Annotated in this window: 13 protein-coding genes and 2 tRNA genes; 5 read left to right on the top strand and 10 right to left on the bottom strand. The window is 71.8% G+C overall.

Annotation, left to right across the window (positions count from 1 at the left end):
• Nucleotides 1-62: 62 nt before the first annotated feature.
• Complete coding sequence (locus tag GIS00_RS04045) at nt 63-296, top strand: Lrp/AsnC ligand binding domain-containing protein (protein ID WP_322097466.1); 234 nt, start codon at nt 63-65, stop codon at nt 294-296.
• 26 nt (nt 297-322) lie between these two features.
• On the top strand, nt 323-913 hold the full coding sequence (locus tag GIS00_RS04040) for a DUF3515 domain-containing protein (RefSeq protein ID WP_196073104.1): 591 nt from the start codon (nt 323-325) through the stop codon (nt 911-913).
• Between the two features lie 9 nt (nt 914-922).
• On the opposite strand, the gene GIS00_RS04035 is transcribed toward GIS00_RS04040, so the two are convergent.
• The 3 genes from GIS00_RS04035 to GIS00_RS04025 all read right to left on the bottom strand — a co-directional run bounded on the left by GIS00_RS04035 (nt 923) and on the right by GIS00_RS04025 (nt 4,130).
• A complete protein-coding gene (locus tag GIS00_RS04035; RefSeq protein ID WP_154767045.1) occupies nt 923-2,017 on the bottom strand; it encodes a D-alanine--D-alanine ligase family protein in 1,095 nt (364 codons plus the stop codon).
• Nucleotides 2,018-2,325: 308 nt separating this feature from the next.
• A complete protein-coding gene (locus GIS00_RS04030; protein ID WP_230312750.1) occupies nt 2,326-3,363 on the bottom strand; it encodes an NAD(P)H-dependent glycerol-3-phosphate dehydrogenase in 1,038 nt (345 codons plus the stop codon).
• Nucleotides 3,363-4,130, bottom strand: coding sequence for a lysophospholipid acyltransferase family protein (locus tag GIS00_RS04025; RefSeq protein ID WP_322097465.1), 768 nt, complete (start codon nt 4,128-4,130; stop codon nt 3,363-3,365). Before GIS00_RS04025 ends, GIS00_RS04030 begins: the two co-directional genes overlap by 1 nt.
• Nucleotides 4,131-4,284: 154 nt before the next feature.
• Here GIS00_RS04025 and GIS00_RS04020 point away from each other — a divergent pair, with 154 nt between their 5' ends.
• Together GIS00_RS04020 and GIS00_RS28790 are read left to right on the top strand one after the other, a co-directional pair.
• Nucleotides 4,285-6,537, top strand: a complete 2,253-nt coding sequence (locus tag GIS00_RS04020; protein ID WP_230312748.1) for an RNA degradosome polyphosphate kinase — start codon at nt 4,285-4,287, stop codon at nt 6,535-6,537.
• Between the two features lie 16 nt (nt 6,538-6,553).
• Nucleotides 6,554-7,465 carry an NUDIX hydrolase gene (locus tag GIS00_RS28790; RefSeq protein ID WP_322097463.1) on the top strand — a complete coding sequence of 304 codons (912 nt, stop codon included), beginning with the start codon at nt 6,554-6,556 and terminating at the stop codon, nt 7,463-7,465.
• A gap of 161 nt (nt 7,466-7,626) precedes the next feature.
• Here the strand turns inward: GIS00_RS28790 and GIS00_RS04010 are convergent, their stop codons facing one another.
• The 3 genes from GIS00_RS04010 to leuC all read right to left on the bottom strand — a co-directional run bounded on the left by GIS00_RS04010 (nt 7,627) and on the right by leuC (nt 10,604).
• Nucleotides 7,627-8,268 (bottom strand): HU family DNA-binding protein, encoded by a 642-nt coding sequence (locus tag GIS00_RS04010; RefSeq protein WP_154767044.1) that lies wholly within the window; start codon nt 8,266-8,268, stop codon nt 7,627-7,629.
• A 243-nt stretch (nt 8,269-8,511) separates the two neighbouring features.
• Nucleotides 8,512-9,111, bottom strand: a complete 600-nt coding sequence (gene leuD, locus GIS00_RS04005) for a 3-isopropylmalate dehydratase small subunit (RefSeq protein ID WP_154767043.1) — start codon at nt 9,109-9,111, stop codon at nt 8,512-8,514.
• A gap of 77 nt (nt 9,112-9,188) precedes the next feature.
• The gene (gene leuC / locus GIS00_RS04000) at nt 9,189-10,604 is read right to left on the bottom strand and encodes a 3-isopropylmalate dehydratase large subunit (protein ID WP_154767042.1); all 1,416 of its coding nucleotides are present in this window, start codon (nt 10,602-10,604) and stop codon (nt 9,189-9,191) included.
• Nucleotides 10,605-10,795: 191 nt separating this feature from the next.
• Here leuC and GIS00_RS03995 point away from each other — a divergent pair, with 191 nt between their 5' ends.
• Nucleotides 10,796-11,497 carry an IclR family transcriptional regulator gene (locus tag GIS00_RS03995; protein WP_154767041.1) on the top strand — a complete coding sequence of 234 codons (702 nt, stop codon included), beginning with the start codon at nt 10,796-10,798 and terminating at the stop codon, nt 11,495-11,497.
• A gap of 116 nt (nt 11,498-11,613) precedes the next feature.
• On the opposite strand, the gene GIS00_RS03990 is transcribed toward GIS00_RS03995, so the two are convergent.
• The 4 genes from GIS00_RS03990 to gltX form a co-directional block, all read right to left on the bottom strand.
• Nucleotides 11,614-11,686 (bottom strand) — tRNA-Glu (locus GIS00_RS03990).
• A 106-nt stretch (nt 11,687-11,792) separates the two neighbouring features.
• Nucleotides 11,793-11,864 (bottom strand) — tRNA-Gln (locus tag GIS00_RS03985).
• Nucleotides 11,865-11,972: 108 nt separating this feature from the next.
• A complete protein-coding gene (locus GIS00_RS03980) occupies nt 11,973-12,806 on the bottom strand; it encodes an HAD family hydrolase (RefSeq protein WP_154767040.1) in 834 nt (277 codons plus the stop codon).
• Complete coding sequence (gene gltX / locus GIS00_RS03975) at nt 12,799-14,319, bottom strand: glutamate--tRNA ligase (RefSeq protein WP_154767039.1); 1,521 nt, start codon at nt 14,317-14,319, stop codon at nt 12,799-12,801. Before gltX ends, GIS00_RS03980 begins: the two co-directional genes overlap by 8 nt.
• Between the last annotated feature and the right edge of the window lie 172 nt (nt 14,320-14,491).

Here is a 14,491-nt window from a genome sequence, read left to right as displayed (position 1 = left end):
GGACGCGCGGCCGTCCCGGCCGGGGCCGATAGACTCCGGGCCGACGACCAAAGGAGCTCACCGTGGTGCAGGCATTCATCCTCATCCAGACCGAGGTCGGTCAGGCCGCGGCCGTGGCCGCCGCGATCGCCGAGATCGCCGGGGTGACCAGCGCCGAGGACGTGACCGGCCCCTACGACGTGATCGTCCGTGCGGAGGCCAACTCGGTCGACGAGCTGGGCAAGCTCGTGGTGGCCCGGGTCCAGGCGGTCGCCGGCATCACCCGCACCCTGACCTGCCCGGTGGTCCACCTCTGACCACCGACGGACCCGGCACCGCCACGGTGGACCCGGACACGGACCCCGCGCCCGCCGACGGTGCCCGCGGGCGCAATTGGCGTCCGTGGGTCGCGGCCGGCGCCGGATTGCTCGCCGTCGTGGTGGTCATCGTGCTCGCGGGGGTGGTGCGGTCCGCCGCCCAGGACGCCGAACCGGTGGTGCTGGCCGGTGTCGAGCAGCCGGGTGCGGCCACCGCGGCCTGCGCATCGGTGATGGCGGCGCTGCCCGACCAGCTCGGTGACCTGCAGCGGCGGGCGACCCTGGGCGACGCGACGGCCGCTGCCGCCTGGGGCAACCCGGCGGTGGTGCTGCGCTGCGGCATCTCCGACCCGATCCAGATGACGCAGACGAACGCGCAGGGAGTCCAGGCGGGCTGCGAGGCCGGGTTGACCGACATCAGCGGGGTGTCCTGGATGCAGATCAGCGACGTCGGCCAGTCCACGTACCTGGACGTCGACCGCACTGTCCGGATCGCCCTCACCCTGCCCGACGGCCTCGGCTCCGCGCCGATCCAGGACATCTCGGCGATCGTCCAGCAGACCCTGCCCCGCCGCGAGCCGTGCAGCGGCGGGCAGCTGCTCCCACTCGACGGCTGAGCCCCCGGCTCAGCGCAGGCCGGTGCCCCGCGCGACGGCGGTCCGCACCAGCACCTCGAGCAGCTCCGGGTAGGACACGCCGCCCACCTCCCACATGCGCGGGTACATCGAGATCGGGGTGAACCCGGGCATGGTGTTGACCTCGTTGATCACCACCGCACCGTCGTCACCGACGAAGAAGTCGACCCGCGCCAGACCCTGGGCGTCCAGCGCCCGGAACGCCTGCACGGCCATCCGGCGGACGGTCTCGGTCACCTCGTCCGGGAGCTTGGCCGGGATGTCGAAGGTGGCGACGTCCTCCAGGTACTTGGCCGAGAAGTCGTAGAACTCGTGGCCGTCACGCACGCTGATCTCCGCGGTCGGCGAGGCCTCGATCCGGCCGTCCGGGTACTCCAGCACCCCGCACTCGATCTCCCTGCCGATCACCGCGGCCTCGACCAGCACCTTGGGGTCGGCCTGCCGTGCCACCGCGATCGCGTCGGCCAGATCGGCCCACGAGTCGACCCGGCTGACACCCAGCGACGACCCGGCCCGGGCGGGCTTCACGAACACCGGCAGTCCCAGGTGGTCCCGCTGCTCCGGGGTGAGGGTCTCGACGCCCGGCCGCAGCACCACCCAGCGGCCGACCGGCAGACCCTCGGCGGCCAGCAGCTTCTTGGTGAACTCCTTGTCCATCCCGGCGGCGGAGGCGAGCACACCCGGCCCCACGTACGGCAGCCCGGCCATCTCCAGCAGACCCTGGATGGTGCCGTCCTCGCCGTAGGGACCGTGCAGCACCGGGAACACGACGTCGACGTCCAGCACGTCCCCGGCCACCGCCACCGCGCTCGCGCCGCGCACCGTCGGGTCTCCGGCCAGCACCACCGGGTCACCGGCGCCGACGGCGGGCAGTTCCTTCGTTCCGGCACCGGTCAGCACCCGGTCCGGATCCACCCGGACCCAGCCGCCGGAGGTGGTGATCCCGATTGCCGTCACGTCGAACACCGCGCGGTCCAGGTGCCCCAGCACGCTGTTCGCCGAGATGCAGGACACCGGGTGCTCGCCGCTGCGTCCGCCGAAGATCACGGCGATCCTGATCCGTTCCTGCGGTGTCCCGTGCGTCATGCGCCCCACCCTAAGGCCGGGAGCCGGTGGGTCCCGGCTGCGCCTGATGTCGTGGCCTGCTCGGCGGCTTCAGGTGCCGCAGTCACTCCCTCGTCCCTCGGTCGCTCCCACGGCACCCCGCCTCGCAACCACTCCGGGCCTGATGGTCGTGGCCTGCTCGGCGGCTTCAGGTGCCGCAGTCACTCCCTCGTCCCTCGGTCGCTCCCACGGCACCCCGCCTCGCAACCACTCCGGGCCTGATGGTCGTGGCCTGCTCGGCGGCTCGAGTCGCCGCAGTCGCTGCGCCCCGCCTCGCAACCACTCCGGGATCACTCCGGGGAGTAGGGGCGGTTCATCAGCACGCCGATCATCGAGGCCGGGGTCTCGTGCTGGTAGCAGACCCGGTAGACGCCGTCGGTGATCGGCATGTCGACACCGTGCCGATGGGCCAGGTCGCGCATCGAGCGGCAGCTGACCACGCCCTCGGCGACCTGACCGCCGTTGGCCTCCAGTGCCGCCTCCAGGCCGGAGCCCTGGGCGAGCCGGCTGCCCAGGGTGCGGTTGCGGGACAGCGGTGAGGAACAGGTCGCCACCAGGTCACCGAGCCCGGCCAGGCCGGCCAGCGTCGCGGGCAGTGCACCGAGCTTCTCCCCCAGCCGGGTCAGCTCGTTGAGCCCACGGGTGATCAGCGACGCGGCGGTGTTCAGGCCCAGTCCCAGCCCCTCGGCCATCCCGCAGGCCAGCGCGATGACATTCTTGCCGGTACCGGCGATCTCGGCGCCGACCACGTCGGTGATGGTGTACGGCCGGAAGTAAGGGGTGGCGCTGGCCAGCTGCATGCGGACGGCGGTGTCGTGATCGGAGCAGGCCAGCACCGCGGCGGTCGGTTGCCCGGCGGCGATCTCGGGTGCGAGGTTCGGCCCGGTGAGCACCACCACCCGGCGCGGCGCGATCCGGCCGACCGAGCTGATCACCTCGCTCATCCGCAGCCCGGTGCCGATCTCGACCCCTTTGGCCAGCGAGACGACCGGCACCCCGGCGGGCACCGCATCCCGGAAGACCTGCAGGTTCTCCCGCAGCGACTGACTGGGCACCCCGAGCACGACCGCCTGCGCACCCGCCAGCGCGGCATCGAAATCCGAGGTGGCATCGAGGTTCTCGGGCAACGCGGCGGTGGTGAGGTAGTCGGGGTTCCGGTGCTCGGAACGGATCGAGGCGGCCACGCTCTCCCGCCGTGCCCACAGCACGACCTCGCGGCCGGCATCGGCGAGCACCTTGGCGAAGGTGGTGCCCCAGGACCCGGCGCCCAGCACCGCGATCCGGCCGGGCACGTCGACACCGTCCATGGGATCCGGGACGTCGGACATCAGGATCCGGCCGCCCGCTTCGCCATCCGCTCGGCCTTCTTCGGGTCGTAGAACTCGACCGGCGCGGGCTCGTCCCGGATCTCGGCGAGCAGGTCGCGCACCGCGGTCATGATCCGGATCGACGCGTCCCGGACGACCCGGGTGTCGTGCTCCATCCCGCGCAGGTCATCCAGCGGCACCGGCGGGCCGGCGGCCACGATCACGTCCTTGCGCGGCCACGGGCGGAACTTCCCGGCGTACGGCGGCACGATCTCCTGCGTCCCCCAGATGGCCACCGGCACCACGCGCAGGTCCGGCACCGACAGCGCGAGTGCCGCCACGCCGGGCCGCGGCCGCATCGGCCAGTGCTCCGGATCCCGGCTGATGGTGCCGTCCGGATAGATGAAGACGAGCTTGCCCTCGTGCAGCGCCTCGATCGCGGCGTCCAGCCCGACCTGGCCGCGACCCCCACCACGCTCCACCGGGATCTGCTGTGTCGCCTTCAGGATCGGACCGACCACCGGGATCTTCCACAGCGATGCCTTGGCCATGATGTGCGGCCAGCGCCCGGACTTGCGCAGGAACACCGCGCTGTACACCGGATCCAGGTGCGAGATGTGGTTGCCGACCGCGAGCACCGGCCCCGGCACCTGCAGGTGTTCCAGGCCGAGCATCTTCCGCCGGCCGACGATCCGGGTCACCGGGTAGAACACGCACTCGCAGAACCGGATCCAGCCGTTGGCCTTCTCGAACACCGGCCCGCGTCGCGAGCCCCTGCGCCATGCCACGTGCCGATCCCTCTCGCCGGTGGGGCACCGCGCGCGGCGGTGCGTGTCGCACCCAGCCTAGGTGTACCGAGCCCGCCGCGATCCGGAGCGGCCGCTCATCCGTCACCGGACGTTCACCGTCGGCGGTGGGCAACGAGCAGCATGACGGTCCACAATGTCGGGCGTGAGTGCCCTCGACAGCGAGACAGAGATCAACGACCCCGGCTTCGGCGACGAGCACGACCGGACGGCCGCGCCCGGCGCCGACGGCGCCGACCGTCCCGCGGTCGAGTCCGTCGCGGTGGAACCGTTCCACGCCCCGGAGGACCAGGCGGACGTGGTCGACGTGCCCTCGCTGGAGGACGATCCGGCGTTCGCCGAACCGCTTCCGGTCGACCGGTTCTCCAACCGCGAGCTGTCCTGGCTGGACTTCAACGAGCGGGTGCTCACCCTCGCCGAGGACCAGGACGAACCGCTGCTGGAGCGGGCGAAGTTCCTGGCGATCTTTGCCTCGAACCTGGACGAGTTCTACATGGTGCGGGTCGCCGGCCTGAAGCGCCGCCGCGAGATGGGTCTGTCGGTGACCAGTGCGGACGGGCTCACCTCCTCGGAGCAGCTGGCGCTGATCTCCGCCCGCACCCAGGAACTGGTGGAGCGGCAGGGCCGCTGCTTCTCCGACGACGTGCTGCCCAAGCTCGCCGAGGCCGGCATCCGGATCGTGCACTGGGGCGAGATCGACGCCACCGACCGGGAGCGGCTGGCCGAGTACTTCACCGCGCAGATCTTCCCGGTGCTGACGCCGCTGGCCGTCGACCCGGCGCACCCGTTCCCCTACATCTCCGGCCTCAGCCTGAATCTCGCGATCATCGTGCGCGACCCGGAGACGGGTTCCGAGCGTTTCGCGCGGGTCAAGGTGCCCAACAACGTCGACCGGTTCGTGCGGGTGCGCCGCGGCACCGACTCCTTCCTGCCCATCGAGGACCTCATCGCAGCCCACCTGGCCGAGCTCTTCCCGGGCATGGAAGTGGTGGAGCACCAGACCTTCCGGGTCACCCGCAACGCCGATCTGGACGTCGAGGAGGACCGCGACGAGGACCTGCTGCAGGCCCTGGAGCGGGAGCTCGCCCGGCGCCGTTTCGGTCCGCCGGTGCGCCTGGAGGTCACCGACACCACCAGCGAGCGGATCTTGGACCTGCTGCTCGGCGAGCTCGAGGTGGAGGCCACCGACGCCGTCGAGGTGCCGGGACTGCTGGACCTGTCCTCGCTCTGGCAGCTGGTCGGCCTGGACCGGCCGACCCTGAAGGACGCGCCGTTCGTCCCCGCCACCAACCCGGCGTTCGCCGAGGGCGAGGTCCCCAAGAGCATCTTCGCCCGGCTGCGCGAGGGCGACGTGCTGGTGCACCACCCCTACGAATCGTTCGCCACCACGGTGCAGCGTTTCATCGAGCAGGCCGCCGCCGACCCGAACGTGCTGGCGATCAAGCAGACCCTGTACCGCACCTCGGGCGACTCCCCGATCGTCGACGCGTTGATCTCCGCGGCCGCGGCCGGAAAGCAGGTCGTGGCACTGGTCGAGATCAAGGCGAGATTCGACGAGCAGGCCAACATCTCGTGGGCCAAGGCGCTGGAACGCGCCGGCGTGCACGTGGTCTACGGGCTCGTCGGTCTGAAGACGCACTGCAAGGTCTGCCTGGTGGTGCGCCAGGAGGGCTCGGTCATCCGCCGCTACTGCCACGTCGGCACCGGCAACTACAACCCCAAGACCGCCCGCATCTACGAGGATCTCGGGCTGCTGTCGGCCGACCCGGCGATCGGCGCCGATCTCACGGACCTGTTCAACGTGCTCACCGGCTACTCCCGGCAGACGGAGTACCGGAACCTGCTGGTGGCACCGCATTCCATCCGGTCGGGCATCGTCCGCCGGATCGAGCGGGAGATCGACCACCAGCGGGCCGGCCGGGGCGGCCTGGTCCGGCTCAAGATGAACTCCATCGTCGACGAGGGCGTCATCGACGCCCTCTACCGGGCCTCCCGCGCCGGCGTCGTGGTCGACGTGACCGTCCGCGGCATCTGTGCGCTGCGGGCCGGCGTCCCGGGGCTCTCCGAGAACATCACCGTGCGCAGCATCGTCGGCCGGTTCCTGGAGCACTCCCGGATCTTCCACTTCGGCAACGGCGGCCAGGACGAGTACTGGATCGGCAGCGCCGACATGATGCACCGCAACCTCGACCGCCGGGTCGAGGCGCTGGTGAAGGTCACCGACAAGGCCGCCGTGGAGCGGATGTCCACCCTCCTGACCCGGATGGCCAGGCCGGACACGAAGTGCTTCGTGCTGGGTCCGGACGGGTGGACGCGCTCGCCGGCCGAGGGCGGCCGGGACATCCAGGAGGACCTGCTGCGCCGGGGCGCTGCCCTGAGCGACGACTGAGAACGCCAGAGTCTGCGTGAGTCCCCACGAGTCCGGGGCGGTCCTCGCCGCCGGAGCGGTGCTGTGGCGCCCGTCCCGGAAGCACGGCGTCCGCGTCGCACTGGTCCGGCGGCCCCGGTACGACGACTGGTCCCTGCCGAAGGGCAAGTCGCACTCCGGTGAGTCCCCGGCGGTCACCGCGCTGCGCGAGGTGGTGGAGGAGACCGGGTCCGGGGCGGTTCTGGGCCGGACCCTGACCACCGTGTCCTACGTCGTGTCCGGTCGCCCGAAGACGGTGCAGTACTTCGCCGCCCGCTCCACCGGCGGCGACTTCGTCCCCGGTCGCGAGGTGGACCGGCTGGACTGGCTCTCGCCCGCGGCGGCGCGCTCGAAGATGACCTACGAGTTCGACCGGGCGGTGCTGGACACCTTCCAGCGGGAGCGGGCGGATCTGCGGACCGTGCTGCTCGTCCGGCACGCCCGCGCCGGTCAGCGGGAGTCCTGGTCCGGCCGGGACGAGACCCGGCCGCTGGACAGCAAGGGGCAGAAGCAGGCCGCAGCCCTGGTTCCGGAGCTGCTGCCCTTCGGCCCGCTGCAGGTGCGGGCCGCGCCGCTGGTGCGGTGCACCGACACCGTGCGGCCGCTGGCCGACCGGCTCGGCCTGGACGTCCGCCCGGAACGCGCACTGTCCGAGGACGCCTACCGTGACGACCCGGCCGGTGCCCGACACCGGTTGCTGGACTACGCCCAGGGCCTGTCCGACGACGCCCCGGGCTCCGTGGTCGCCTGCAGCCAGGGGGGTGTGATCCCAGGCGTCGTCAAGTCCCTCGCCGCCAGGTCCGGCGCGTCGGTGCCGCGGATCGGCACCCCGAAGGCGTCGTTCTGGGTGCTCAGCTTCGAGGACCGGCGCCTGGTGCAGGCCGATCACTGGGCCGCGCCGCAGGTCTGAGCCGGGCATCCGGAGCAGGTCCGAGCCGGGCATCCGCCGCAGGTCTGAGCCGACCCCCCGGAGCCCCTGCGGCACAGGACGACCCGAACGGCGAACGGCCGGAACCCGTGGGGTTCCGGCCGTTCGGCGGTGCTGCGGTCAGCCCCTTCGGGCTGGCGGTGTCACTTCTTCTTGGCGGCCGGCTTGCGCGCCGGGGTGGCCTTGGCAGCCGGGGCGGCAGCGGCCGGCTTGGCCGCGGCACGGGTCCGGGTCGCCGGCTTCGCGGCGGCCGGAGCGGCAGCAGCGGGCTTGGCGGCGGCGCGGGTCCGCGTGGTGGCCGGCTTGGCGGCCGGAGCAGCCTTGGCAGCCGGGGCGGCGGCGGGCTTGGCGGCGGCGCGGGTCCGCGTGGTGGCCGGCTTCGCAGCGGCAGCAGCGGGCTTGGCGGCAGCGGCACGGGTCCGGGTCGGCGCGGCGGTGACCGCGGCCTTGGCGGCGGCGACGGCGGCGCGGGCGCTGGTGGGCTTGCCGGTGGCCTTCGGCAGCTTGATGGCGCCGGCGATGACGTCCTTGAAGTACTTGCCGGGGCGGAAGGCGGGAACGGTGGTCTTGCGGACCTTCACAGCCTCACCGGTGCGCGGGTTGCGCGCGGTGCGGGCGGCGCGGGCACGCTTCTCGAAGACGCCGAAGCCGGAGATCGAGACGCTCTCGCCCTTGTGGACCTCGCGCTGCACCAGGTCGATGAAACCCTCGACGGCGGTCTGCGCGACCTTCTTGTCACCGTCCAGCTTTTCCGCCAGCGCGTTGATCAGATCGGTCTTGTTCATCGATGTCCCTCCCAGGACCTCACGGCCCCGATGGGTTGGGTAGGGCCGACTCGTCGCACACGGTAGGCGTGTTTCGCCCACAATGCCAACAGCCACGCCCACCGATGACCGGTGGTGTCAAGGGTTCTCGACCCTCCCGGAGCCCCTCCGGGGTACTTCCCGGCGCCTACCCGGAGCTCACATGCCTCTCGGGAACGGTTGCGCCGGAACAGGTCCCGGCGCCCGAGCGGCCCTGGGGCCGGATCAGCCGGCGACCTCGACCCGGGGCTTGAAGGCCGGCCGGGCCTGTTCGAAATTCTCGATCTCGTCGGCATGTCGCAGGGTCAGCGAGATGTCGTCCAGGCCCTCGAGGAGACGCCAGCGGGTGTACGGATCGATCTGGAAACCGACCACCGTGCCGTCGGCGGCGGTGATCGTCTGCTCGCGCAGGTCCACCGTGAGCGTCATCCCGGGGTTGTTCTCCAGCAGCTTCCAGAGCAGCTCGACGTCGTCCTGGGTGACCTGGGCGGCGAGAAGACCGTCCTTCGCCGAGTTCCCACGGAAGATGTCGGCGAACCGCGACGAGATCACGGCCCGGATCCCGTAGTCCCGCAGCGCCCAGACGGCGTGCTCGCGCGAGGATCCGGTGCCGAAGTCCGGTCCCGCGACCAGCACCGATCCACCCGAGAAGGCCGGGTTGTTCAGCACGAAGGTCGGATCCGAGCGCCAGGCGGCGAACAGCCCGTCCTCGAAACCGGTCCGGTTGATCCGCTTGAGGTACACCGCCGGGATGATCTGGTCGGTGTCGACGTTGCTGCGGCGCAGCGGGATCCCGGCGCCGGTGTGGGTGGTGAAGGCTTCCATGACGACCTCTTGTCGTGAGTCGCTGCGTCGGGCGGCAGCGCGGTGGGTACCGGGGGCGTTGCGGGTGCGGTCGGCGTTCAGCCGACCGGGGCCGGCTCCAGATCCGCCGGGGAGGACAGCGTCCCGCGGATCGCGGTGGCGGCGGCGACGGCCGGGGACACGAGATGCGTGCGCCCGCCCTTGCCCTGGCGACCCTCGAAGTTCCGGTTGGAGGTGGACGCACTGCGCTCCCCCGGCGCCAGCTGGTCCGGGTTCATGCCCAGGCACATCGAGCAACCGGCACTGCGCCACTCGGCGCCCGCCGCCTCGAAGACCTTGTCCAGGCCCTCGGCCTCGGCCTGGGCCTTGACCCGCATGGAGCCAGGAACCACGAGCATGCGCAGGGTCTCGCTGATGTGCCGGCCCTGCAGGATGCCGGCGGCCTCGCGCAGGTCCTCGATCCGGCCGTTGGTGCAGCTCCCGAGAAAGACGGTGTCGATGCCGATGTCACGCAAAGGTGTGCCTGCGGTCAGACCCATGTACTCCAGCGCCCGCTCGGCGGCGGCCCGCTCGGTGTCGCCCTCCACCAGCGCCGGGTCCGGCACCGAGGCCGACAGCGGCAGTCCCTGACCGGGATTCGTGCCCCAGGTCACGAACGGCGAGAGGGTGGAGGCGTCGATGAGCACCTCGGCATCGAAAACGGCGTCGTCGTCGGTGGTCAGCGAGGACCACCAGGCCACCGCCTCGTCCCAGTCGGCGCCGGTCGGGGCGTGCTCACGTCCCTTGACGAACTCGAAGGTGGTCTCGTCCGGTGCGATCATCCCGGCCCGGGCACCCGCCTCGATCGACATGTTGCAGATGGTCATCCGGGCTTCCATGGACAGCGCCCGGATCGCCGGCCCGCGGTACTCCAGCACGTAGCCCTGGCCACCACCGGTGCCGATCTTCGCGATGACCGCCAGGATCAGGTCCTTGGCCGAGACCCCGTCCGGCAGTTCGCCCTCGACGGTGATGGCCATGGTGCGGAACGGCTTGAGCGGCAACGTCTGGGTGGCCATGACGTGCTCGACCTCACTGGTGCCGATGCCGAAAGCCAGTGCCCCGAAGGCGCCGTGGGTCGAGGTGTGCGAGTCGCCGCAGACGATCGTCATGCCCGGCTGGGTGATCCCGAGCTGCGGCCCGACCACGTGCACGATGCCCTGCTCGGCGTCACCCATCGGGAACAGCCGGACCCCGAACTCCTCGCAGTTGCGGCGCAGCGTCTCCACCTGGAGCCGCGAGACCTGGTCGGCGATCGGCAGGTTGATGCCGGTGGTCGGCACGTTGTGGTCCTCGGTGGCCAGGGTGAGATCCGGCCGGCGGACGGGCCGCCCGGCCTGCCGGAGGCCGTCGAAGGCCTGCGGGCTGGTGACCTCGTGGACGAGGTGGAGATCGATGTAGAGCAGGTCCGGCTCGCCTTCCGTGCGGCGCACCACATGTGCGTCCCAGACCTTCTCCGCCAGCGTGCGCCCCATTGCTCAGGCCTTTCCGGTGCGTTCCCGTGTCGTCGTGCGTGGTTGAGCGGAGCGATGACCGCTCCCGGTCGTCGGGACGGCAGAGCCGGTGCCGGACGGTCCCGGGATGTCCGACGGATCGCGGCGTGGCAGTGCGGCGGCCTGCACCGATCGGCTGGACATCCCAGATTTCGGGAATCTAGTATCGCTTCATGGGACAGTCTAGCGGCATCGGCGTACTCGACAAGTCGGTGCAGGTGCTCCGTGCGAGCGCGTCCGGGCCGGTCGGCCTGGCCGACCTCTGCGCGGCCACCGGACTGCCCCGGGCCACCGCCCATCGTCTCGCCGTCGGGCTCGAGGTGCACGGTCTGCTCGTCCGGGACCACCACGGGCGCTGGCGTCCGGGGCCGCTGCTGGCCGCACTGGCGGCCGGCGCACCCGATCCCCTGGTGACCGCCGCCACCGACGTGCTGCCGCGGCTGCGCGACCGCACGGGCGAGAGCGTCCAGCTCTACCGCGCCGACGGCCTCTCCCGGGTCTGTGTGGCCACCGCCGAACCGGTCTCGGGCCTGCGGGACACGGTGCCGCTGGGCGCCCGGCTGCCGATGACAGCGGGCTCCGGCGCCAAGGTGCTGCTGGCCTACGCCGATCCGGCCACCGTGCGGGCAGTGCTGCCCGGCGCCGGGTTCACCGAGCGGATGCTCGCCGAGGTGCGCCGTCGGGGCTGGGCCCAGTCGGTGGCCGAGCGCGAGCCCGGGGTGGCCTCGGTGTCCGCCCCCGTGCGGGATCACGGCGGCACGGTCATCGCAGCGGTCTCGGTGTCCGGCCCGGTGGAGCGGATCGGGCGGCGGCCGGGTGAGCGCTGGGCCGGCGACCTGGTCGAGGCCTCGGAGGCGCTCACCGCCCGGCTGTGACCCTGACCGCTGCCCGGCCGGCCGCTGCCCGGCCGGCCGCTGCCCCGCACGGACACGGTCTCCGGGCCCGGAGACGACTGAAGCCCGGCATCGTGTCCGATGCCGGGCTTCTCGCGTAGCCCCGAAGGGATTCGAACCCTCGCTACCGCCGTGAGAGGGCGGCGTCCTAGGCCGCTAGACGACGGGGCCCTAGGAGATCGGGACCGCCGGTGAAGGCCGTCCCTGGTGTTGCTGCTCCCTGAGGAGCCTCGAACACTCTACCCGATGGCGGGCGGCCGCTTGACCACTCGCATCGCTGGGGTACTAGGACTCGAACCTAGAATGATGGAATCAGAATCCATAGTGTTGCCAATTACACCATACCCCAAGGTCTCTGCCGGTCCGTTCCCGGCGGCAGCACCGAGGAACGATCGTACAGGCAACCGCACCGCAACAGAAATCCGCAGGCCGCGGCTCCGGGTGCCGTCCCGCGGTCTCAGCGGGCCGCGTCGCCCGCCGCCGCCCCGCCGGTCCGGGCCGACCGCGGGACCACCCGGAGGTCGTCGAGCGAGCCGATCTCCGCGAACAGCCGGCCGAGGGTCGGATCGGACCCGTCGTCCGGGCCGCACACGTCCTCGGCCGCCGTCGGCACCTCCGGCCGGGGTCGCCGTTCCCGGTTCAGCCAGACTCCGCCGAGGCCGGCCCGCAGCGCACCGACGGTGTCGGTGAACCACCGGTCGCCGACGTAGACCGCGTGCGCCGGGTGCACCCCGAGCTGCTCGACGGCCAGGGTGAAGATGGCCGGATCCGGCTTCGAGACCCCGACATCACCGGAGCAGACGGCGGTGTCGACGAACTCGTGCAGCCCCACCGTGCGCAGCTTCCGGCGCTGGTAGTCGCCGTCGCTGTTGCTGATGATGCCGACCGCGATGCCCTGTTCCCGCAACCGGTCCAGGCACGGCCGCACGTCGGGGAACAGTGTGTAGAAGCCGAAGATCGAGGAGTTGCGCTGCTCCTCGACGAGGCGGTGGTCCCACGCCGTGACCCGCTCCGGGTCGAGTTCGCCGAGCAGGGCCTGCATCCGGGCGTTCCGCATGGCGTCGAAGTCCAGTTCGCCGGAGAGGAACCGGCCGTACTCCCGGTCGTTGAGCGATTCCCAGAGCTCGACCAACCGTCCCGCATCGACCTCCAGCTGCCCGCGGATCACCGCCGTCGCCTCGGCCAGCGCCGACATGGCGGCGCCGTGGAAGTCGACCAGGGTGTCGTCGATGTCGAACAGCACGGCCTCGACCGGCAGCACCGTCCCGGCCGCCGCGCGCGGCTCAGGCACCGGTCAGCGCGGCGCGCAGGCGCTGCAGGGAGGTCTCCCGGCCGAGCAGCTCCAGCGACTCGTACAGCGGCGGCGAGATCGTGCGTCCGGTCGTCGCCACCCGCACCGCGGCGAACGCGACCCGCGGCTTGAGACCGAGTCCGTCGATCAGCGCGGCCTTGAGCGCCTCCTCGATCGGGGCGGCGGTGAACTCCGGCAGCGCCTCGAGGGCGCCGATCGCGGCGGCCAGCACCGGCTGTGCGGCCTCCCCCAGGTTCTTCGCCGCGGCCGCCTCGTCCACCCGGAAGTCGGTCGTGAGCAGGAAGTCCAGCATCAGCGCCGCGTCCGACAGCAGCACGCACCGCTCCTGCACGAGCGGCGCCGCCGCGACGACGAGCCCCTGGTGGGCATCGGAGAGCCGTGCGCCGTCCCGGGTCTCGATGAACTCGGTGAGCCGGACCGCGAACTCGTCGGCGTCGAGCAGCCGGACGTGGCTGGCGTTGATCGCCTCCGCCTTCTTGCGGTCGAACCGCGCCGGGTTCCCGGAGATGCGGTGCCCGTCGAAAGCGGCGACGAGCTCGTCGGTGCCGAAGATGTCGCGGTCGTCGGCGAGCGACCAGCCGAGCAGCGCCAGGTAGTTGACCATCCCCTCCGGGAGGAACCCGTCGCGCCGGTACTGGAAGAGGTCGGACTGCGGATCCCGCTTGGACAGCTTGCGGTTGCCCTCACCGGTGACGAAGGGCATGTGCCCGAACTCCGGTGTGTACCGCGCGACGCCGATGTCGGTCAGCGCGGCGTACAGGGCGATCTGCCGCGGGGTGGAGGGCAGCAGGTCCTCGCCGCGCAGCACGTGGGTGATGCCCATCAGCGCGTCGTCGACCGGGTTCACCAAGGTGTACAGCGGTTCTCCGTTGCCACGCACCAGCACCGGGTCCGGGACGGACCCGGCCGGGAAGGTGATGGGTCCGCGCACCAGGTCGGTGAACGAGATGTCGGCGTCCGGCATCCGCAGCCGCAGCACCGGGGCCCGGCCGGCCTCCCGCGCGGCGGCGACCAGCTTCGCGTCCGGCACCCGGTCGAAGTTGTCGTAACCGAGCTTCGGGTCCCGGCCGGCGGCCAGGTGGCGGGCGGTGACATCGTCGGTGGTGGACCAGGACTCGTACAGATGACCGGCCGCGAGCAGCCGGGCGGCGACGTCCCGGTAGATCTCCCGCCGCTCGCTCTGCCGGTACGGCTCGTGCGGCCCGCCGACGATCGGGCCCTCGTCCCAGTCCAGGCCGAGCCACTGCATCGCCTCGACGATCGCCTGGTATGACTCCTCGGAATCCCGCGCGGCGTCGGTGTCCTCGATCCGGAACACCAGGGTCCCGCCGTGGTGCCGGGCGAACGCCCAGTTGAACAGCGCGGTCCGGGCCAGCCCGACGTGCGGGGTGCCGGTGGGCGACGGGCAGAAGCGGGCGCGGACCGGGCGGCCCGCGGCCGTCGGGGTCAGAGCGGCTGGGGCAGTGGCGGCGGGAGCAGGCGTCTCGGTCATGGCCTGGTCAGCCTAGTCCGGCTGTGCTTGATGGTCGTGGCCTGCTCGGCGGCTTTAGGTGCCGCAGTGCCTGATGTCGTGGCCTGCTCGGCGGCTTCAGCTGCCGCGTCACTCCCTCGTACCTCGGTCGCTCACGCGCCAGCCCGCCTCGCAACCACTCCGGGGCAACCAC

Origin of the sequence: Nakamurella alba (assembly GCF_009707545.1) — a bacterium.
GTDB lineage: Bacteria > Actinomycetota > Actinomycetes > Mycobacteriales > Nakamurellaceae > Nakamurella > Nakamurella alba.
Note: the sequence above shows the minus strand (reverse complement) of the source record. Positions and strands in the feature narration are given on the sequence as shown.